At 60.5% G+C, this 16,872-nt stretch carries 15 protein-coding genes, 1 tRNA gene and 1 pseudogene; 7 read left to right on the forward strand and 10 right to left on the reverse strand.

From position 1 onward, the window contains the following. Positions 1–48 precede the first annotated feature (48 nt). On the forward strand, positions 49–213 hold the full coding sequence (locus tag M5J06_RS00005; protein ID WP_250223640.1) for a hypothetical protein: 165 nt from the start codon (positions 49–51) through the stop codon (positions 211–213). A gap of 12 nt (positions 214–225) precedes the next feature. On the opposite strand, the gene M5J06_RS00010 is transcribed toward M5J06_RS00005, so the two are convergent. After that, positions 226–654: an OsmC family protein gene (locus M5J06_RS00010; protein ID WP_144015160.1), complete on the reverse strand. Its 429-nt coding sequence runs from the start codon at positions 652–654 to the stop codon at positions 226–228. Positions 655–780: 126 nt separating this feature from the next. On the opposite strand from M5J06_RS00010, the gene M5J06_RS00015 reads away from it, so the two are divergent. From M5J06_RS00015 to M5J06_RS00025, 3 genes are all read left to right on the forward strand, one after another. Next, complete coding sequence (locus tag M5J06_RS00015) at positions 781–2,955, forward strand: LamG-like jellyroll fold domain-containing protein (RefSeq protein ID WP_250223641.1); 2,175 nt, start codon at positions 781–783, stop codon at positions 2,953–2,955. A gap of 301 nt (positions 2,956–3,256) precedes the next feature. Beyond that, entirely contained in the window at positions 3,257–3,631 is a 375-nt protein-coding gene (locus tag M5J06_RS00020) for a TetR/AcrR family transcriptional regulator (RefSeq protein WP_250223642.1), read from the forward strand. Positions 3,632–3,642: 11 nt separating this feature from the next. Next, a complete protein-coding gene (locus tag M5J06_RS00025) occupies positions 3,643–3,999 on the forward strand; it encodes a hypothetical protein (RefSeq protein WP_250223643.1) in 357 nt (118 codons plus the stop codon). 469 nt (positions 4,000–4,468) lie between these two features. Here the strand turns inward: M5J06_RS00025 and M5J06_RS12410 are convergent, their stop codons facing one another. The 3 genes and pseudogenes from M5J06_RS12410 to M5J06_RS12415 all read right to left on the reverse strand — a co-directional run. Further along, the gene (locus tag M5J06_RS12410) at positions 4,469–4,990 is read right to left on the reverse strand and encodes a class I SAM-dependent methyltransferase (RefSeq protein ID WP_367615187.1); all 522 of its coding nucleotides are present in this window, start codon (positions 4,988–4,990) and stop codon (positions 4,469–4,471) included. 375 nt (positions 4,991–5,365) lie between these two features. Then, positions 5,366–5,590 carry a hypothetical protein gene (locus tag M5J06_RS00030; protein WP_250223644.1) on the reverse strand — a complete coding sequence of 75 codons (225 nt, stop codon included), beginning with the start codon at positions 5,588–5,590 and terminating at the stop codon, positions 5,366–5,368. Positions 5,591–5,779: 189 nt separating this feature from the next. Next, positions 5,780–6,022: pseudogene (locus tag M5J06_RS12415) on the reverse strand (helix-turn-helix domain-containing protein); the annotation flags it as partial. Here M5J06_RS12415 and M5J06_RS00035 point away from each other — a divergent pair. Continuing rightward, positions 6,023–7,102, forward strand: coding sequence for a GNAT family N-acetyltransferase (locus tag M5J06_RS00035; protein WP_250223645.1), 1,080 nt, complete (start codon positions 6,023–6,025; stop codon positions 7,100–7,102). Positions 7,103–7,570: 468 nt separating this feature from the next. Here M5J06_RS00035 and M5J06_RS00040 read toward each other — a convergent pair. From M5J06_RS00040 to M5J06_RS00060, 5 genes are all read right to left on the reverse strand, one after another. Then, positions 7,571–7,643: transfer RNA gene (locus M5J06_RS00040), tRNA-Arg, on the reverse strand. Between the two features lie 88 nt (positions 7,644–7,731). Next, positions 7,732–8,016 (reverse strand): mycoredoxin, encoded by a 285-nt coding sequence (locus M5J06_RS00045; RefSeq protein WP_101736190.1) that lies wholly within the window; start codon positions 8,014–8,016, stop codon positions 7,732–7,734. After that, positions 8,016–8,561, reverse strand: a complete 546-nt coding sequence (locus M5J06_RS00050; protein WP_101736191.1) for a dihydrofolate reductase — start codon at positions 8,559–8,561, stop codon at positions 8,016–8,018. Before M5J06_RS00050 ends, M5J06_RS00045 begins: the two co-directional genes overlap by 1 nt. Beyond that, positions 8,561–9,385 carry a thymidylate synthase gene (locus M5J06_RS00055; protein ID WP_101736192.1) on the reverse strand — a complete coding sequence of 275 codons (825 nt, stop codon included), beginning with the start codon at positions 9,383–9,385 and terminating at the stop codon, positions 8,561–8,563. The genes M5J06_RS00050 and M5J06_RS00055 overlap by 1 nt, the downstream gene beginning before the upstream one ends. Before the next feature lie 70 nt (positions 9,386–9,455). After that, positions 9,456–10,328, reverse strand: a complete 873-nt coding sequence (locus M5J06_RS00060; RefSeq protein WP_250223646.1) for an NAD-dependent epimerase/dehydratase family protein — start codon at positions 10,326–10,328, stop codon at positions 9,456–9,458. A 104-nt stretch (positions 10,329–10,432) separates the two neighbouring features. Here M5J06_RS00060 and M5J06_RS00065 point away from each other — a divergent pair, with 104 nt between their 5' ends. Continuing rightward, on the forward strand, positions 10,433–11,101 hold the full coding sequence (locus M5J06_RS00065; protein WP_101736194.1) for a TetR/AcrR family transcriptional regulator: 669 nt from the start codon (positions 10,433–10,435) through the stop codon (positions 11,099–11,101). Positions 11,102–11,142: 41 nt separating this feature from the next. On the opposite strand, the gene M5J06_RS00070 is transcribed toward M5J06_RS00065, so the two are convergent. Beyond that, positions 11,143–11,901: a 3'(2'),5'-bisphosphate nucleotidase CysQ gene (locus M5J06_RS00070; RefSeq protein WP_186312204.1), complete on the reverse strand. Its 759-nt coding sequence runs from the start codon at positions 11,899–11,901 to the stop codon at positions 11,143–11,145. Positions 11,902–11,935: 34 nt separating this feature from the next. On the opposite strand from M5J06_RS00070, the gene M5J06_RS00075 reads away from it, so the two are divergent. Further along, on the forward strand, positions 11,936–16,861 hold the full coding sequence (locus M5J06_RS00075) for an ATP-dependent helicase (protein WP_250223647.1): 4,926 nt from the start codon (positions 11,936–11,938) through the stop codon (positions 16,859–16,861). Positions 16,862–16,872: the final 11 nt, after the last annotated feature.

Consider the following 16,872-nt stretch of genomic DNA (forward strand, 5'->3'; position numbering starts at 1 on the left):
CTGTCCAAAAAGTCTTGAGACATCACGACAAGGAAGTCTTTGGACTCCGTGACCAAAAACTATCTGGACTCCCCGTCCAAAAAGCCATTAGACTCCGTGTCCAAAAACTCCATAGACATCACAGGCTTAGGCAACGTGCGCGAAGCGATGGGCAACCCCTTCGTAAATTCCTGGGAGGAGGATCTTTCGCCCAAAGATAACCCCTTCGCTTAAAGCGGAGTGGGCTTAGGGCTGGGTCGTGCGGAACGTGACGTTAGTGGGGTTTTCTACTGTGCGGGACACGGTGCAGTCCTTCTCGTGGGAGATGCGCACGAGGCGCTCCACCATGGACTGGGCCTGACGGCCGGCGTCGGTATCAGGGAAGCGGAGGGAGAATTCCACGTCGACGTCGCTAAGCCTGGAGGCGCCGTCCTCGTTGACGCGGGTGCCTTCCACGTGGACGTCGAAAAGCTCCGGCTCCGTGCGCCGGGAGGTGACCACGTCAACGTCGACGGCCGAACAGCCCGCTACGGCGGCAAGGAGCAGCTCGACCGGGCTCAGCATGCCTTCGCCCGTGCCGAATTCGAGGCTGGCGCCCGCAGCATTCGTGGCGCGGTAGTGGCCGGTATCTACGCGGGTGACGTCGACGTCATATTTCTTCGTGATGTTGCTCATGAGCGTTCATCCTAGCGGCGGGAAATCATTTAAACGGGCGTTCATGCGGTCTTTACGTGAGAGCAAGCTATGGAGAATACATTTCTTATGTCTCTTTTGGCTTTATTCACTGTGATTGGAAGATCTATGACTTCTCGCCGCCTGCTCGGCACCGTGGTCACCGCCTCGGTGGCCGGTACGTTCCTCGTCGTCCCCGCCTCCGCCGCTGAACCAGCAGAAGGCCTGGGCTCGCGTTTTAGCATCGGCGTGTTGCCGGATACCCAGTTCTATTCTCGTTACTCCACTCCGGAAACTGGCAACCTGGCCCAGGCGCGCTATGGCAGTGAGCCTTTCAAGGCGCAGACCGAGTGGCTGGTGAAGAACCAGCAGGCGCTCAACATGGACTTTGCTACCCACCTCGGTGACGTGGTGGACCAAGCGGACGTCGAGGGCGAGTGGAAGGTTGCCGACGAGGCCATGAAGGTCCTCGATGATTCCGACCTGAACTACTCCATCCTGCCGGGCAACCACGACATGATTGAGGATAAGTCAGCGCACCCGTACGACGTCTACTTCAGTGCCGAGCGCGCCAAGACCGCCAACCCGGAAACCTTCCAAGAGCGCCACACCGCGGTCAACAATGACTCCGAGTACCACATTTTTGAGGCCGAGGGCCAGAAGTACCTGGTCCTGGCGCTGGGCTGGCGCGCGGATGATGCGGCTCTGGAGTGGGCGCAAGGCGTTCTCGATGCGCACCCGGACCTGCCGGTCATCCTCACCAGCCACGAGGTGCTCAACATCGATGGTGCTGGCGAGGTTTTCTACTCCGATGACTATGGCCAGGGCCTGTGGGACACGTTCATTAAGAAGAACGACCAGATCTTCTTGACCATGGGCGGCCATCACCACGGCGCGGGCTACCGAGTGGACAAGAACGATGCTGGCCACGACGTCATCGGCATCCTGCAGGACTACCAGATGGCTTACCAGGGCGGCAATGGCCAGCTCGGCGTGCTGGAGTTTGACCTCTCCGGCAACGAATTGGAGATGACCGCCCTGTCCCCGTGGGTGGCGCAGAAGCCGGCGGAGGAGCTCACGCAGTTCGACAAGCTCATCCTCGACGGCAAGGGCGATAGCTACCACGTGCCGCTGAACTTCAAAGAGCGCTTCGCTGACTTTGCCCCGGAGTGGAGCATCGGCGATGAGAATGACCCGGACCTTGGCCAGAAGGCCCGCGACATCGCAGAGGAAGGCTACACCCCGTACACCATTCCGCAGGACCAGCTTCCGGAGGGCCCGAATGACTTCGTGAAGGCTGATGAGACCGTCTTCCACTGGCGCCCGGGCCAGACCAAGGACAAGGACGGCGCGCAGCTTGCCGACGGCGACGTGGCCACCGAAGGTGCAGTCATTCCGGATGCCTTCGGTGCTGACGGCGCCGGCGACCTGGTTCGCGAAGGCGGCCCGTCCAATGTTGGCGAGCGCATCACCTACAGCACCGACCACCACCCGCTGTCCTCCGATTCCGGCTCCCTTTACTGGTCCGACCCAGCTGGCAAGGCCGCGATGGCGGAGTTCCGTTCCAAGGAGGGCGCTGACATCAACAAGGTCGATACCTCTGCGGGCTACACCTTTGAGTCCTTCGTGAAGATTCCGAAGGATTTCAACGGTTCTGAGCACGGCTGGGGGAGTGCGCTCTCTCGCGACTCCAGCATCGCTGAGCTTGTCGACGGCTCCGATGACACCGACCCCACCGTCATGTTCGGCATCTCCAACCTGCGTGAGCTGCGCTGGTGGGCGGAGCCCAAGGAAGGTGAAGGTTCCACCGTTTGGTCCCACGAGGTTCCCACCGATGAGTGGATGCACATCGCCGTAGTAAACAAGCCGGATTCCGATACCGTTGAGATGTTCATCAATGGCGCCCCCATCCTGCGCAACGCCAAGGACGCTGAAGGCCTCCTCCCGGGTGACCTGCAGTGGGTCATGGGCGCCGGTTTTGATAACCGCAAGCCGCAGGACCCGTGGTACGGCTGGATTGGTGAGACCCGCCTGACCCAGGGCGTTCTGGACTCCGACCAGTGGCTGACCGCCCGTCCCGCCGTAAAGGATGAGGAGCCGTCCGACGCGAACGAGTCTTCCGTCGACGACATGGGCCAGGCCTTCTTCGCTGGCTCCAGCCGCGGCGCGAAGGTCATTCTGCCCATCGTTGCCATCGTCGCTGTCCTCGGCGGCGCGGCCTATGGCCTCATCCCCACCATCAACCAACTCTTCGGCCTCAATATCCCGCAGCCGAAGCTGCCGAAGATTCCGGGCCTGAACTAGCGCTCAGCTCCCGAAACTCCGTCCCCCGCTTCACAATGAGGCGGGGGATTTTTGATGCCGTGGTGCGTTCTCGAAAAGAAAGACTAAAAACCAGGTAGATCTGAGGGCTTAAATGCCAATCTGTACCTGCAACAAGAGTGTCGGACCTGACAGGAGGCGTATCGACCAAATAGTGCTCACAACCGCCGCGGGATTTCAGATCCTATTTGTTTGCAAGGGCATTCGCCCGAGTGAACTTCGATGCAACTTAATCGTGGTCGAGTTATGGACTAATCATTCTGGAACGGGTAGTATGAAACTCATGGGTAGACCTCGTAAGTTTGATGAAGCGGAAGTTCTTGCTGGCGCCATTGCACTGTTTGGCGGGAGTGGATTTAACGCAGTGTCAGTCGATGTCGTGGTGAATCAGCTTGGGCTCAACCGCTCTAGCTTCTACAACATTTATGGCTCAAAGCATGGGTTGTTCCGTGCTGCGGCGGACGCGGTGTGTGCCCAAGCCAAGAACGGGCAAGTGTCGGAAGAGTCAAAGGACTTCGTAGTGGTGGCACTGGTTGAGGTGGCGCCTGTCAGTAAGGATTTACGGGAACTCATCCAACAGGCTTATGAACTGTGCTTCAGTGACCCAAGCTCACTAGGGCAGCACCTGCTTGCCCGCTCTCAAAGAATCGAAAAATAAGGAGAAACATCATGAACAACAAGCTCACTCTGGCGGACAAAGAACTCATTATTGAGCCACGCGGTCTGGATAAAATGTGGTCCTTAACCCGCAGTATTGCAGTGCCCTGGAGTCACGTTCGCGGAGCTACTCATGACCCAGGAATGAAGCATGAACCGAAAGGTTTTCGAGCACCCGGGCTGCGCAGTGGCCAGAAACTTTCGGGCACATTTTACGCTGACGGTGGCCGCCAATTCTGGAACATCAACGGCTACGAAAACGCCGTTGTTATCGAGCTTAAAGATGAACGCTTTGACCGGTTGATTGTGTCTCTCGAAAACCCGACTGAGTGCGCTGCCCGCATTAATGAGAAGGCTCAGGCAGATTAAGTACTGTTCCCATCGACTGGGCTGGTCGTTCTTTGCCGCGCATGCTCGGGGATAATCCGCACTTCGATGAAGGAATGTTTACGTTCACGGTAAATGGTGGTTGAAACGGGAAAGTCGAAGTGCCACGAGTCGGAGCTCCAATTGAGCATGGACAGGCATAAGCAATCTCGTGGACGCAGCGATGTTGTTCCACCTCAAGAAGGGAACGGATATGTGGTATCAACCCGCCGGTGGATTAAGGCTCAAAAAGTGTCTCCGGCTGGGCCGGTTTCTAGCAGTTGAGCTGGGCTAATCTCGAAAGTCTATACTCTGAGGGGAAATCTGAGCGGTCTGGTTGCCTGACGTGCCATATCCCACCATCGGATACGCAGGCTGAGTCTACGGCCAAGCCTTCGTCACAACTGCCCTTACCGGATCTACGTGCCTGTTGCCGCAATAGTCATTGCCCAAAATGCAAAAGGCGTTCCCTCTAACAACGCCGTGCAAGGACGTCTAGATGCGGCCGAAAACCATTCGTGCATCGAGAATGGACAGAAATTGGCTGAAAACCAGCTGAGTCCAGCTGCTTGAGAAGCTCTACCTCTGACCAGTAATAAGCCTCGGTAATTGCATGCTCGAAGGGGGTGCCTTGCTCTCCTAAAAACGCTCCGAGAAGAAGGGAGCCATCCGGCCTAAGGGTCCTTGCGAATTCAGTTAGAACCAGACCCCAGTCATCTGGTCGCAAATGAATTAACGAGTACCAAGCAAGTATCCCCCCGAGACTGGAGGACCTAAGCGGAATCTCCGACAATTCGCCCAAAACGAAGTTGGTGGAGGGAAATCTATCCTTCGCAATTCCAATGAACTCTGAGACCATATCAAGCCCGACTACTTCACATTTCAAAGTCCGCAATAAGTCTGTCCAGTGTCCGGGCCCCGACCCCGCATCCAGCACCGGACCATTAACCGCCTTTCCCCACTCAGAGATGAGTAATACGTCCTGAGGACTCATGTCCTTAATTGATCCCAAGGCTTCGGTGTATTCGGGAGCGCGCTTTGCATAAGCCTGTCTTACGACGTCGTACAACGTGCCTCCGTCAACTCAGTAAAGATTGCCAGTCGCCTCGACCACTAGAGAGTCTAACTCAATTCCAAGAGTGTGTTTCTAAGTAAACACATACGGAAAAGTGAGAAAAAGAAAGCGAACAAGCCCTGTGACGGTTTGCCACCGATGTCGCGACTCACCTGTCAAGCATGTCGCGACTCATGACAAGCGGGGCAGTCGAGTAATCCCTAGCCCAGCCACTTCACAACAAGCCCGGCTGGGCTTCCTCTCGTCATTTCGAGTCTTCCTCACATTACTGCTGCCCGAAATTGGATGGTTCCGTTACGACAAGAGTTTCTTGATGCCCTCGGAGAGAATCTCTTGTGGGCTAATGTGGTGCGCCGCATGGAGGCGCGCATAAGTCGGGGCTTGTTCGGGGTTGATGGCAACACGCTTTTCGTCGGGCGCCATAGGGGCGGTCAGGGCGGCGCCGATTACTAGGTTTGATAGCCCGTAGGCAGTTCCCAATGGATCCGGGACGCCCTCTCGTTCGAGTAAGATGCACATACTCTCAGATAGTGCCAAGTAAGCAGGGCCTCTGGGGGCGCGCATACCAATGACCTGACCAGCCCACCGGTGGGCCGTGAGGTGCGTGAAGAAAGCTTGCATCAGGGTGGGTAGGTCGGCGCTGCTAATCGACTCGGACATTGCGGGGTCATCTGCAAGCGCTGTATCGAGGGCGAGGTCGAATAGGTCGTCGACTGACTCTACGTGGGAGTACAAGCTAGCTGGGGCGACGCCCACCTGTTGCGCCACAGCTCTCATGGTGAGAGCCCTCAATCCACCTTCGTCCAACAGCCTTACCGATGCTCTAGCAACCTCCGCAATATCCACGGCGCGGAGACGCTGCACAGGCTTTTGATGTTCCCAGTAACTCACCACACCAGCATAACTAAACCTGCTTGAACCACCTATCCGAACTATGTTAGTTTTGGGCACATGCTGGATGCCACCAACCTTCCGATCACTTTTGAGAACACTTGCCTGCGCCCTCTCTCCGAACTGGACGCAGATGCGTATGCAGCAGGCACCAAAGATGGAGCTGTGCGGCGCTTCGCTCATCTACCTGAACCTGACTACACCCCCGAGTCCGTGCGACGGATGATCAGGGAAGAGGTCGCGACGGGCCTTTCGTCCGGCACGTTGGCAGTCCTTGCACTTGCCGACGCCGAGACCGACCAGTTTGTGGGTTCCATGGTTCTCTTTGATGTCGGCTCCGAGGCTGCAGAGGTCGGGTTCTGGATTCATCCCGGTGCGCGAGGGAGTGGGCATGCCGGTCGGGGCTTGGAGCTTGCATCACGCTTCGCGCGCACTAGTGGACTTCGAACCTTGACGGCACGCACGCTTCCGGAAAACAAGGCCTCCCAGCACTGCTTGACGACGGCGGGATTCCGCGAGACCGGACGAGGCTTAGGGACCACGCCTGCAGGGCAGCGCGAAGAATTGTTCCATTACCAGCGCGATCTCGTGCCCACATTCAAGTGGCCGTTGGTTACGGAACGACTTCGACTTCGTCTGCATGAGACGGGCGATGTCGCATGGCTTCACGAGCTGTACTCGCAACCTGACGTTGCTCGTTACCTGTTGGACGAGCCATGGACTATGGAAGTCACCCGTGACAGTCTTGCGGAGCGGCTATCAAAGACTGACCTCGATGGTGAGACTGCTGCACTAGCACTAGTTATCGAGCATGGCGGCACCCCCATAGGAGACGCTGCACTGTGGCTCACAGATAAGGAGCACCGCCAGGGCGAGATCGGGTGGGTTCTGGACCCGGCACACGGTGGGCAAGGATTCGCAAGCGAAGCCGTTCGCGCGGTGCTTGCCCTCGGGTTTGATCATTACAATCTCCACCGCATTACCGCACAGATGGACGCTCGAAACAGTGCCTCCGCAGCACTTGCTAACCGCGTTGGGCTCCGGCTCGAAGCGCATCACGTCCAGGACTGGTTTAGCAAGGGGGAATGGACCGATACCCTCGTTTACGCGCGGCTTGCGTCCGAGAACATAAGCCAATAAATGGCGTCTGATGTGAAACGAGCAGCGGCTGGACGCCGTTAGCGAATTCTAGTTGCTGTCTGGTTCGGAGACATCGTTCCGGTCTAACCAGCCCAGATGTTTCACCACATCGACTCGGTAGAAAACCCTGAAGCCAAGACTGCCCAGGCACGATGAAAAGTGATGTCTTGAGACATCGATCCTCTGCGTCTTTCCGCACCGAAGTGACGGCTGCTGGAAATAGGCCCGTGTGATGGCCAGCTCTGCTGCTTTTAGCGCTTTCAGGAGCAGTTCTAGAAGTGTGTCTCAACCTATGAACAACAGCTGAGGTCGGAACTAGGTCTCGCACACCTGTCACTGTCATTCACGGTGAATAAGGTCGAAAAATTTCAAATTTCTGGCCCTTATCTACCGTGAATGTCGGCCTCGGCTCTGAAAACGAAAAATCTCGAGACACCGACCGGAACGATGTCTCGAGACTTCACAGCGTGCCCCAGAGAGGATTCGAACCTCCGACACCGGCTTTAGGAGAGCCGTGCTCTATCCCCTGAGCTACTGGGGCGGGGGTGCGTTGCGCACCTAGGTAAGACTAGCAGCCTCGCTTAGGGCGGCGGTAAAAGCGTCGCCTTTGGTCGCGCTGGTTGCTCGGCTTATTCGCCGGCTAGCTCCGCGTACTTGGCGCGGACCTCGCTGGCGGAAGGGTTGGTGGCGTGCGTGCCGTCGGAGTAAAGGACGGTGGGCACGATGCGATTGCCGTCGTTGACGGATTCAATCCATGCGTTGATGTCGGCGGTGTCGGGGGCGTCGGCTTCGACGTCGACGAGCTCGTATGGGGTTTCGGTGCGGTCCAGGTTTTTGATCAGCTTGGCACAGAACGGGCACCAATCGGCGAAGAAGATGGTGACGTGCTCGGTGGTTTCCGGGGTAGTAGCCATTATGCAGCAGCCTTTCTGTCGTAGGTGAGGAATCGGTATCTCATGGGCAGCTCACTCGGCGGCTGCCCGGGGATGGTGAGGTGTCCGGACTGTGAGGTCAGCCAGTCGGAATCGGCAGACAAGCTGAACGCCTCAGGAACGCTCGGGGCCAGTACGGCATCGTCGCCGTAGGCATCGCCCACCTGCACGCCCATGAGGGTGAGCTCGATGGTATCCACGCGATCGAGAGCGGAGCTATAGAGCTGGCCGCCGCCGATGATCCAGGCGTCGTCAAGCGTGGCGTCAAGTGCGGAGTCGAGGTTGTCCACCACGGTGCCACCCGCGGACCATTCGCCCGGCTGACGGCTGGACAGCACAATGTTCTCTCGGCCTGGCAGCGGGCGGAATTTGGGGTTGAGGGACTCCCAGGTCTTGCGGCCCATGATGACGGGCGCGCCCATGGTGACTTCCTTGAAGTGCTTGAGGTCCTCCGGCACGTGCCAGGGCATGACCACGCCGTCACCGATGACACCGTCGAGGGACTGGGCCCAGATTGCGCCCAGCATTAGACGGAGACCTGTGCCTTGATGGTGGGGTGGGGGTCGTAGCCGATGACTTCAAAATCATCGAAGTCATAGTCAAAGAGGCTTTCGGCCTTGTGGAGCTTGAGCTGCGGGTATTCGCGCGGCTCGCGGGAGAGCTGTTCTTTGACCTGTTCGATGTGGTCGTTGTAGATGTGGCAATCCCCACCGGTCCAGATGAGCTCGCCCACCTCGAGGCCTGCTTGCTGGGCAAACATGTGGGTCAGCGCAGCATAGGAGGCCAAGTTGAAGGGAACACCGAGGAACATGTCCGCGGAGCGCTGGTAGACCTGCATGGAGAGTTTGCCGTCCGCGACGTAGAGCTGGAAGAGCAGGTGGCAGGGCATGAGCGCCATCTTGTCCAGCTCAGACACATTCCACGCGGAGACCAAGTTGCGGCGCGAATCCGGGTTGTTCTTGAGCGTGTCCAGGGCGACCTGGATCTGGTCGATGTGCTGGCCATCCGGCGTGGGCCAGGAGCGCCACTGCACGCCGTAGACAGGGCCCAGCTCACCGTCCTCATCGGCCCACTCATTCCAGATACGGACCTTGTTTTCCTGCAGCCACTTCACGTTGGACTCGCCGCGTAGGAACCAGAGCAGCTCACCAATCACACCGTGGAAGTAGACCTTCTTGGTGGTCAGCAAAGGAAAAGACTCCGCCAAGTTATAGCGCAGCTGGGCGCCGAAGAGGGAACGGGTGCCGGTACCAGTGCGGTCACCTTTGGGTGCGCCTTCTTCGAGGACACGGCGCAGGAGGTCCTCGTACGGTGTTTTGAGGGATGAAGAAGCAGTGGGAGTTTCACTCATGACGTCCAAGTGTAGAGCGTTCAAAAAGTCTTAGGTAGTGAGGCAGGGCTACTAGTGGTTGGATTTGTCACTACGCCGACTGAGCTTGATGAATAGCCTTTAATGCTTCGTCGGTTGGGGTCGCCTGCCATGAGGACTTAGTTCCGGTAAGAATGGAGGGACGGTCCCACAGGTATCTCATTTCTTGTAGGCCTCGCAGGTCCGTGCTGACAATGCCACCTAGCTTCAGCATCCATGGGCGAATCGTGATGGGGGAGTGTTGGCATCCGGCGCTTCGAGCAAATTCAGCTTGGGTGAGCGCGGGCGCGCAAGGCGTGGAAACTATAGGGGGTGTCGATTCGTCCAGTAGTGCGTCAGCTAGCGCACGGGCGAAGTCGGGAAGGTACGTGACCGAGTGTTTAGCGTGTGCGTTAAAAAGAGCAAGGGGACGCTTCTTCCCGATGATGAGCTGATGGTAAACGCATCCGGGGCCGGCATCAGGGCCATACAGGTCGGATGCGATCACTGAGGTCGTGCGTGCAGGGGAAGCTAGGCGGTTCTCGATTAAGGCCGCTCGAACGCCAGGTTTGCCATTGCGAGATCGGGCGAGGGGAGTGTCAGGCGAAATTACCTCGTAATTCTGGTCGAACCCATACATCGATTCGGGAAAGACAACGGGGATACCCCGTTTGGCGGCTACCTCTAGCACGGTTTCTTCAGCTGGAATGAGCAGGTCGCGCCACTTTTGTGCGTCGTATGGGGCATGGATGCAGTGGGCAATTCCGTCGATCTGTTCTGGATAGGCGTCACTGTGTGTTGCATCGCCTTTCTTGAACTGCACGTTCCTACTGGCGGCGAAATGGGGCTGCCATCGCGTCATGATTGTGCATGTGTGCCCTCTTTTAGCGAGTTCGCGTGAAAGTGATCGGCCCACGGGGCCTGCCCCGGTGATGAGAAAATGCATTAGGTGACCTCTGCTCTAAATAGTGACTAGTGCTCTCTAATTCTATAATTGCAGTTATTCAGATTCAAGAGCAGTGCTCTCTTTCTTGTTGATATAGTTTCTATATGTCAATGACCCCAAGAGCGCGTGCTCGCGAACAGACGATGTTGCGCATTGTTGAGGTAGGGCGGGAGCAACTTGATAAAGGCGGCCCAGAAGCCTTGAATCTTCGTGCAATTGCACGTGATTTGGGGATAGTTTCTTCGGGTATCTACCGCTATGTGCCCGACAGGGCCCACCTATTAACGATGCTGATCGTTGATGCGTTTGAAGCACTTGATGATGCCGTCGCGCGAGGAATCGGTGAGGCTACCGAGACGCGGGACAGATTCCTGCGCCTTGTGTTTGCTATGAGGGCGTGGGCTTTGAAGTTTCCTCAAAGGTGGGCGCTAATTTATGGCACGCCCATCATTGGATACGAAGCGCCAGCTTCAGAGACTGCGGTCGCGGGTACAAAAGTTAGTCGGCGTCTGGCCGAGTTGTTAACTGAGGCCTCGGTTGAACAGTTAGAACCGCGTTCCTCTCAGTTCTCGCGCGACCTTGCCGCAGCCGCTGATGAGCTTGATGTAGAACTTTCCGCTGACGTCATGGAAAAGGCGCTTGAAGCGTGGATAAGTATTATTGGCGTAATAAATGCCGAGGTATTTGGATACCTCGGCAAAGACACGCTGCATGACCACCACGAGTTAAATGCTCGAATGGTCTCTCGTCTTGCAGATGAGTTGGGGATTTAACCTAGCTGTGCTGCATAGAAGGGTAACGCAGCACGAGAAACCTAGTAACCGCCGTTGGCCTCCGCGTAGGCGGCGGCGTGTTCCAGAATCTCGTCTGCTAGCTCCGGGCGGCAGATCAGCAGATCCGGGATGAAGGTGTCCTCGTTATTGAACTTGATGGGGGAGCCGTCCAGACGCGAGCAGTGCAGGCCCGCAGCCAAAGCCACGCCCACCGGGGCGGCCTGGTCCCACTCGTACTGACCGCCGGCGTGGATATAAGCGTCATAGTCACCCAAGAGCACGTGGATGGCCTTCGCGCCCGCGGAGCCCGCGCCGACAGTTTCAAAGCCCATCTTCTCCGCAACATAACCCGCAACCTTCGGCGGGCGGTTGCGAGAGACCACGAACTTCTTCGACAGCGGGCCCGTCACCGCGCGCACATCGGAGGACTTAAAAGTCACGCCCATGTCTGGCATGCCGACGGCCGCGTGGATCGGGGTGCCGTTTTCCACCAGCGCGATGTGCACGGCCCAGTCCTGACGGCCGGTAGCGAACTCCTTGGTGCCGTCGAGCGGGTCGATGATCCACACGCGGTCCTTCTTCAAACGGCTCAAATCATCGGCGGCCTCCTCCGACAGGACGCCATCCTGCGGGCGGTGCTGCTCAAGGACGCGGGCGATCCATTCCTGAGCGGCTTCATCGCCGGCATCACCCAGCGCCAAGCCGCGCAGCAGGCCACCGTTGCGCACGCCTTTGAGGATCTCGCCACAGCCATCGGCGAGGGAGTTGGTCAGACGGGAATCAGAAATCTCAACGGTCATAGTGACCAGATTAGCGCGCGCGATACAGTAGGGCATGTCCAAAAACGTTCTGGCGAAATTCCGCCCGCAGGTTGCTGGCTGGTTCGCCGACGTATTTGCTGCCCCCACCCCGGTCCAAGAGCAGGCATGGGAGGCGATTTCCGGCGGTGCGAACGCACTGGTTGTGGCGCCAACCGGTTCCGGTAAGACGCTCGCGGCTTTCCTGTGGGCCTTGAATTCCCTGGTGGAGCGCGAGGGCCAGACCGCGCTGCCGCTGAGCAATGAGCTCTCCCGCGAGGGCGCTCAAGATGGTGTGAGAGTGCTGTATATCTCACCACTCAAGGCCCTGGGCGTGGACGTGGAGAACAATTTGCGCGCCCCGCTCAACGGCATTGCCCGCACCGCCGAACGGCTGGACCTGGAGGTGCCGGATATTACCGTCGGCGTGCGCTCGGGGGATACCCCGCAGGCAGAGCGCTCCCGCCAGGTACGCAAGCCACCGGACATCCTCATTACCACGCCGGAATCGGCCTACCTGATGCTCACCTCCAAGGCGGCGGGGATTTTGAAGACCGTGGATACCGTCATCATCGATGAAATCCACGCGCTGGCCGGCACGAAACGCGGCGTGCACCTAGCGCTGACTCTGGAGCGCCTCGGGCTCATTGCCGGGGAGTTTCAGCGCATCGGGCTCTCCGCCACGGTGCGGCCGTTGAGTGCGGTTGCGAACTTCTTGGGCGGCGACCGTCCCGTGGATATCATCGCCCCGCCCGCAAAGAAGCGCTGGCAGCTCGACGTCCACGTGCCGGTCGAGGACATGTCGGACCTGCCCACCCCGGAGCAGGGTTCCCCCATCGGGGAGGCGACTGTCGACGACCCCCTTGGCATCACCGAAGGCCCCCAGGATGCGTTGCGCGTGCAACGCGGAGTGGGAGATTCCGCCCTGCCCACGGCGAAATCCATCTGGCCCTTCATCGAAGAAGAGCTCTACGCCGAAATCATGGAGCAGCGCTCCACCCTCGTCTTCGTCAACTCACGCCGCACCGCCGAGCGGCTCACCAGCCGGCTCAACGAGCTCTACGCCCAAGAACACGATCCAGAGTCCTTGAGCCCGGCTACCCGGCGCGACCCGGCCCAGCTGATGAAGCAAGTGGACGTCGCCGGCAAGGCCCCTGCCGTCATCGCCCGCGCGCACCACGGCTCGGTATCCAAGGATGAGCGCGCGCTGACGGAGACCATGCTTAAAGAAGGCACGCTCAAGGCCGTGGTCGCCACGAGCTCCCTGGAACTGGGCATCGACATGGGCGCGGTGGAGCTGGTGGTGCAGGTGGAGTCCCCGCCCTCGGTGGCCTCGGGCCTGCAGCGCGTGGGCCGCGCCGGGCACTCCGTCGGCGCGGTCTCGCACGGATCCTTTTATCCCAAGCACCGTGCGGACCTCGTGCAATCAGCACTCACCGTCGCCCGCATGGAGGAGGGCTTCATCGAAGAGATGCACTCCCCGCGCAACCCGTTGGATGTCTTGGCGCAGCAGACGGTGGCGGCGGTGGTGGCGTCGGCAAGCGCGGGCACGAGCGAGGGACTAGAGGCCGACACATGGTACGACACCGTGCGCCGCGCCTGGCCTTATAAGGACCTGGCGCGCGAGGTCTTCGACTCCGTGCTGGACCTGGTCAGTGGTGTGTATCCTTCGACGGATTTTGCGGAGCTGAAACCCCGGGTGGTCTATGACCGCGTGACGGGCGTGCTCACCCCGCGCCCCGGCGCGCAGCGCGTGGCGGTGACCAACGGCGGCACCATTCCGGACCGCGGCATGTTTGGGGTGTTCCTGGTGGGAACTGGTGAGGCCGGTTCCGCGCCGCGCCGTGTGGGTGAGCTTGATGAGGAAATGGTCTATGAAACTCGGGTGGGGGATATCTTCACTCTGGGCGCGACGAGCTGGCGCGTGGAGGAGATTACGCGCGACCAGGTGCTCGTAACTCCCGCGCCGGGGCACACGGGGCGTTTGCCTTTCTGGAACGGTGACTCTGCGGGGCGGCCCTATGAGCTGGGCAAGGCGTTGGGTGCATTCCGGCGGGAGGCGTACGCGGATCCGTCCGTGGTGCGCGGCGCCGATGAGAACGCGCGGCGCAACATCGCCGCCTACTTGCACGAGCAGAACGAGGCCACCGGGCTCATCCCGGATGAAAAGACGCTGCTGCTGGAGCGCTTCACGGATGAGCTGGGGGATTGGCGCGTGCTATTGCACACCCCGTTTGGCAGGCCGGTGAATGCGGCGTGGGCGCTGGCGGTGGGTCAGCGCGTGGCGGAGTGCACCGGTATGGACGCGCAGGCCGTGGCGGGCGACGACGGTATCGTGTTGCGCCTGCCGCAGGGGGAGGCGGACCCGGATGCTGCGCTCTTTCTTTTTGACGCCGATGAGATAGCGGACATCGTCACCGAGCAGGTGGGAAACTCCGCGCTCTTTGCTTCTCGTTTCCGGGAGTGCGCGGCGCGAGCGCTGCTTCTGCCGCGGCGTAACCCGGGCAAGCGCGCGCCTTTGTGGCAGCAGCGCCAGCGCGCGGAGCAGCTTCTCGACGTCGCCCGCAACTACCCCTCGTTCCCCATCATCCTGGAGACCGTGCGCGAGTGCGTGCAGGACGTCTACGACCTGCCGGCGCTCACGGAGGTCATGCGGGAGCTGGCGCATCGCCGCATTCGCATCGCGGAGGTCACCACGGAGCAGCCTTCGCCCTTTGCGTCTTCGCTGCTGTTCAACTACACCGGCGCGTTCATGTATGAGGGCGACTCGCCGCTGGCGGAAAAGCGCGCGGCGGCCTTGGCCCTAGACCCCGCGCTGTTGGCGAAGCTTCTGGGCACGGTGGAGCTGCGCGAGCTTCTCTCCGCTGAAGTTATTGCTGAAGTCCACGCCCAGCTGCAGCGCACCACTGTAGAACGCCAGGCGCGGACCACCGAGGAGGTCGCGGACCTGCTGCGCGTGCTGGGCCCCATCCCGGTCGAGGAGTTCGGCGCGCACGCCACGGTGCCATTGAGTGCACTCGATGCGCTCGGTGCGCGGATCATGCGGGTGCGCATCAACGGCCGCGAGCACGTGGCCCAGGCGCTTGATGCGCCGCTGCTTCGCGACGGCCTGGGCATCCCCGTCCCGCCCGGCATCCCCGCCCAGCAGGCCACGATTACCGACGCCCTGGATCAGTTAGTCAGCCGCTGGGCGCGCACGCGCGGGCCCTTTGTGGCGCGCGATGTGCAGGAGGCCTTTGGCCTGTCGGCCGCGGTGACGCATTCCACGCTCAATGGGCTGGACTCCATCCTGGCTGGGCACTACCGGCAGGGCGTGGAGGAGCAGGAGTACTGCGCGGCGGAGGTGCTCAAGGTCATCCGATCGCGCTCGCTGGCGGCCGCGCGGGCGGCCACGCAGCCGGTTTCGCCTGCGGCCTTTGGGCGTTTCCTCCCTGACTGGCAGCAGGTGGCGGCGGTGGGCCGGCGCCCGGTGCTGCGCGGGGTGGACGGCGTCTTTGCGGTCATCGAGCAGCTGGCCGGGGTGCGCCTGCCAGCCTCTGCCTGGGAGAGCCTCATCTTGCCTGCGCGTGTAGGGGACTATTCGCCGACGATGCTCGATGAGCTGACCACCGGCGGCGAGGTCCTTATCGTGGGCGCGGGCAAGGCTGGCTCGAACGACCCCTGGATCATGCTGCTACCGGCGGACTATGCCGCACAGCTCGCCCCGCAGGTTTCTGCAGAGGAGGTGGGCTTGTCCATGCTGCAAACCCAGCTGCTCGAGGCCTTACAGGGCGGCGGCAGCTATCTTATCTCCGATATTCAACCGCAGCTGAGCGGTACGCCCGAGGAGGTTCGCGAGGCCCTCTGGGGACTGGTGGAGGCTGGCCTAGTCAGCCCCGATTCCTTCGCTCCTATCCGGGCCCACCTTGCCGCAGGCGGTCCCGCTGGGCGTGCGGCGCATCGCGCGCGGCGCAGACCATCGCGTTCGCGACTGCGCATGGGGCGCACTTCCTTTGCGCAATCGCTCAATGTGTCTGGTGCGCAGGCCGCACCAGACGTGGTGGGGCGGTGGTCGCTGTCCGTGCCCGCCGCCACGGATGCGACGTCGCGCTCCATCGCGCACGGCGAGGCCTGGTTGGACCGCTACGGCGTGCTCACCCGCGGATCCGTGGTGGCCGAGGACGTCCTGGGTGGCTTCGCCCTGGCTTATAAAGTGCTCTCCGGCTTCGAGGAATCCGGCAAGGCCATGCGCGGCTATGTCATTGAAGGCTTGGGGGCCGCGCAGTTCTCCACGCCTGCGGTCATTGATCGCCTGCGCGGCGTGGATGATTCCCCCGATGTTACGGGCTGGCCCTCCGGCACCCGCGAGCCGCAGGCCTATGTCCTTGCCGCGACCGACCCGGCCAACCCCTATGGTGCGGCGCTGTCGTGGCCCACTACGGATGCCGGCGAATCCGCGGCCCGGCCGACCCGCGCCGCGGGTGCCTTGGTGGTGCTCATGGATGGCTTGCCGGTGGCGCACCTGACCCGCGGCGGGAAGACACTGACCACGTTCTTCAACGCCCTTCCTGAGGGAATCGAGCGCACCGAGGTACTAGCCGCAGTGCTTGCAGGACTCAACGAGCTGGTTGCCGCCGGGCGCTTGAGCAAGGTGGTTATTGAGAAGGCGAACGGTCGGCCTATCTTCGAGTCGAAGCTCGGCGGCGAACTGCGTGCACTGGGTGCGGCACTAACCCCGAAGGGCGTGCGGATTACTGGCTCTGCCCACACCGCCTCTTCCGGCCGTGCAGGACAGCACGGCCAATCTGGAGAAGCCGCGCGCTCCGCCGAGCCTTACCGTCCCGCACGTCGCGGTGGGCGCCGTGCCGTCGAGGCGATGGAGGAGCTCACCTTCGATGATCCGGAGGATTCCACTGAGTCTGGTGGTTCATCGACTGCACCGGGCAGCCCAGGTGGTTTCCGCCCGCGCCGCCGACGCCGCTGAATGATATTCAC

Source organism: Corynebacterium intestinale (genome assembly GCF_023574125.1).
Taxonomy (GTDB): Bacteria; Actinomycetota; Actinomycetes; order Mycobacteriales; family Mycobacteriaceae; genus Corynebacterium; species Corynebacterium hesseae.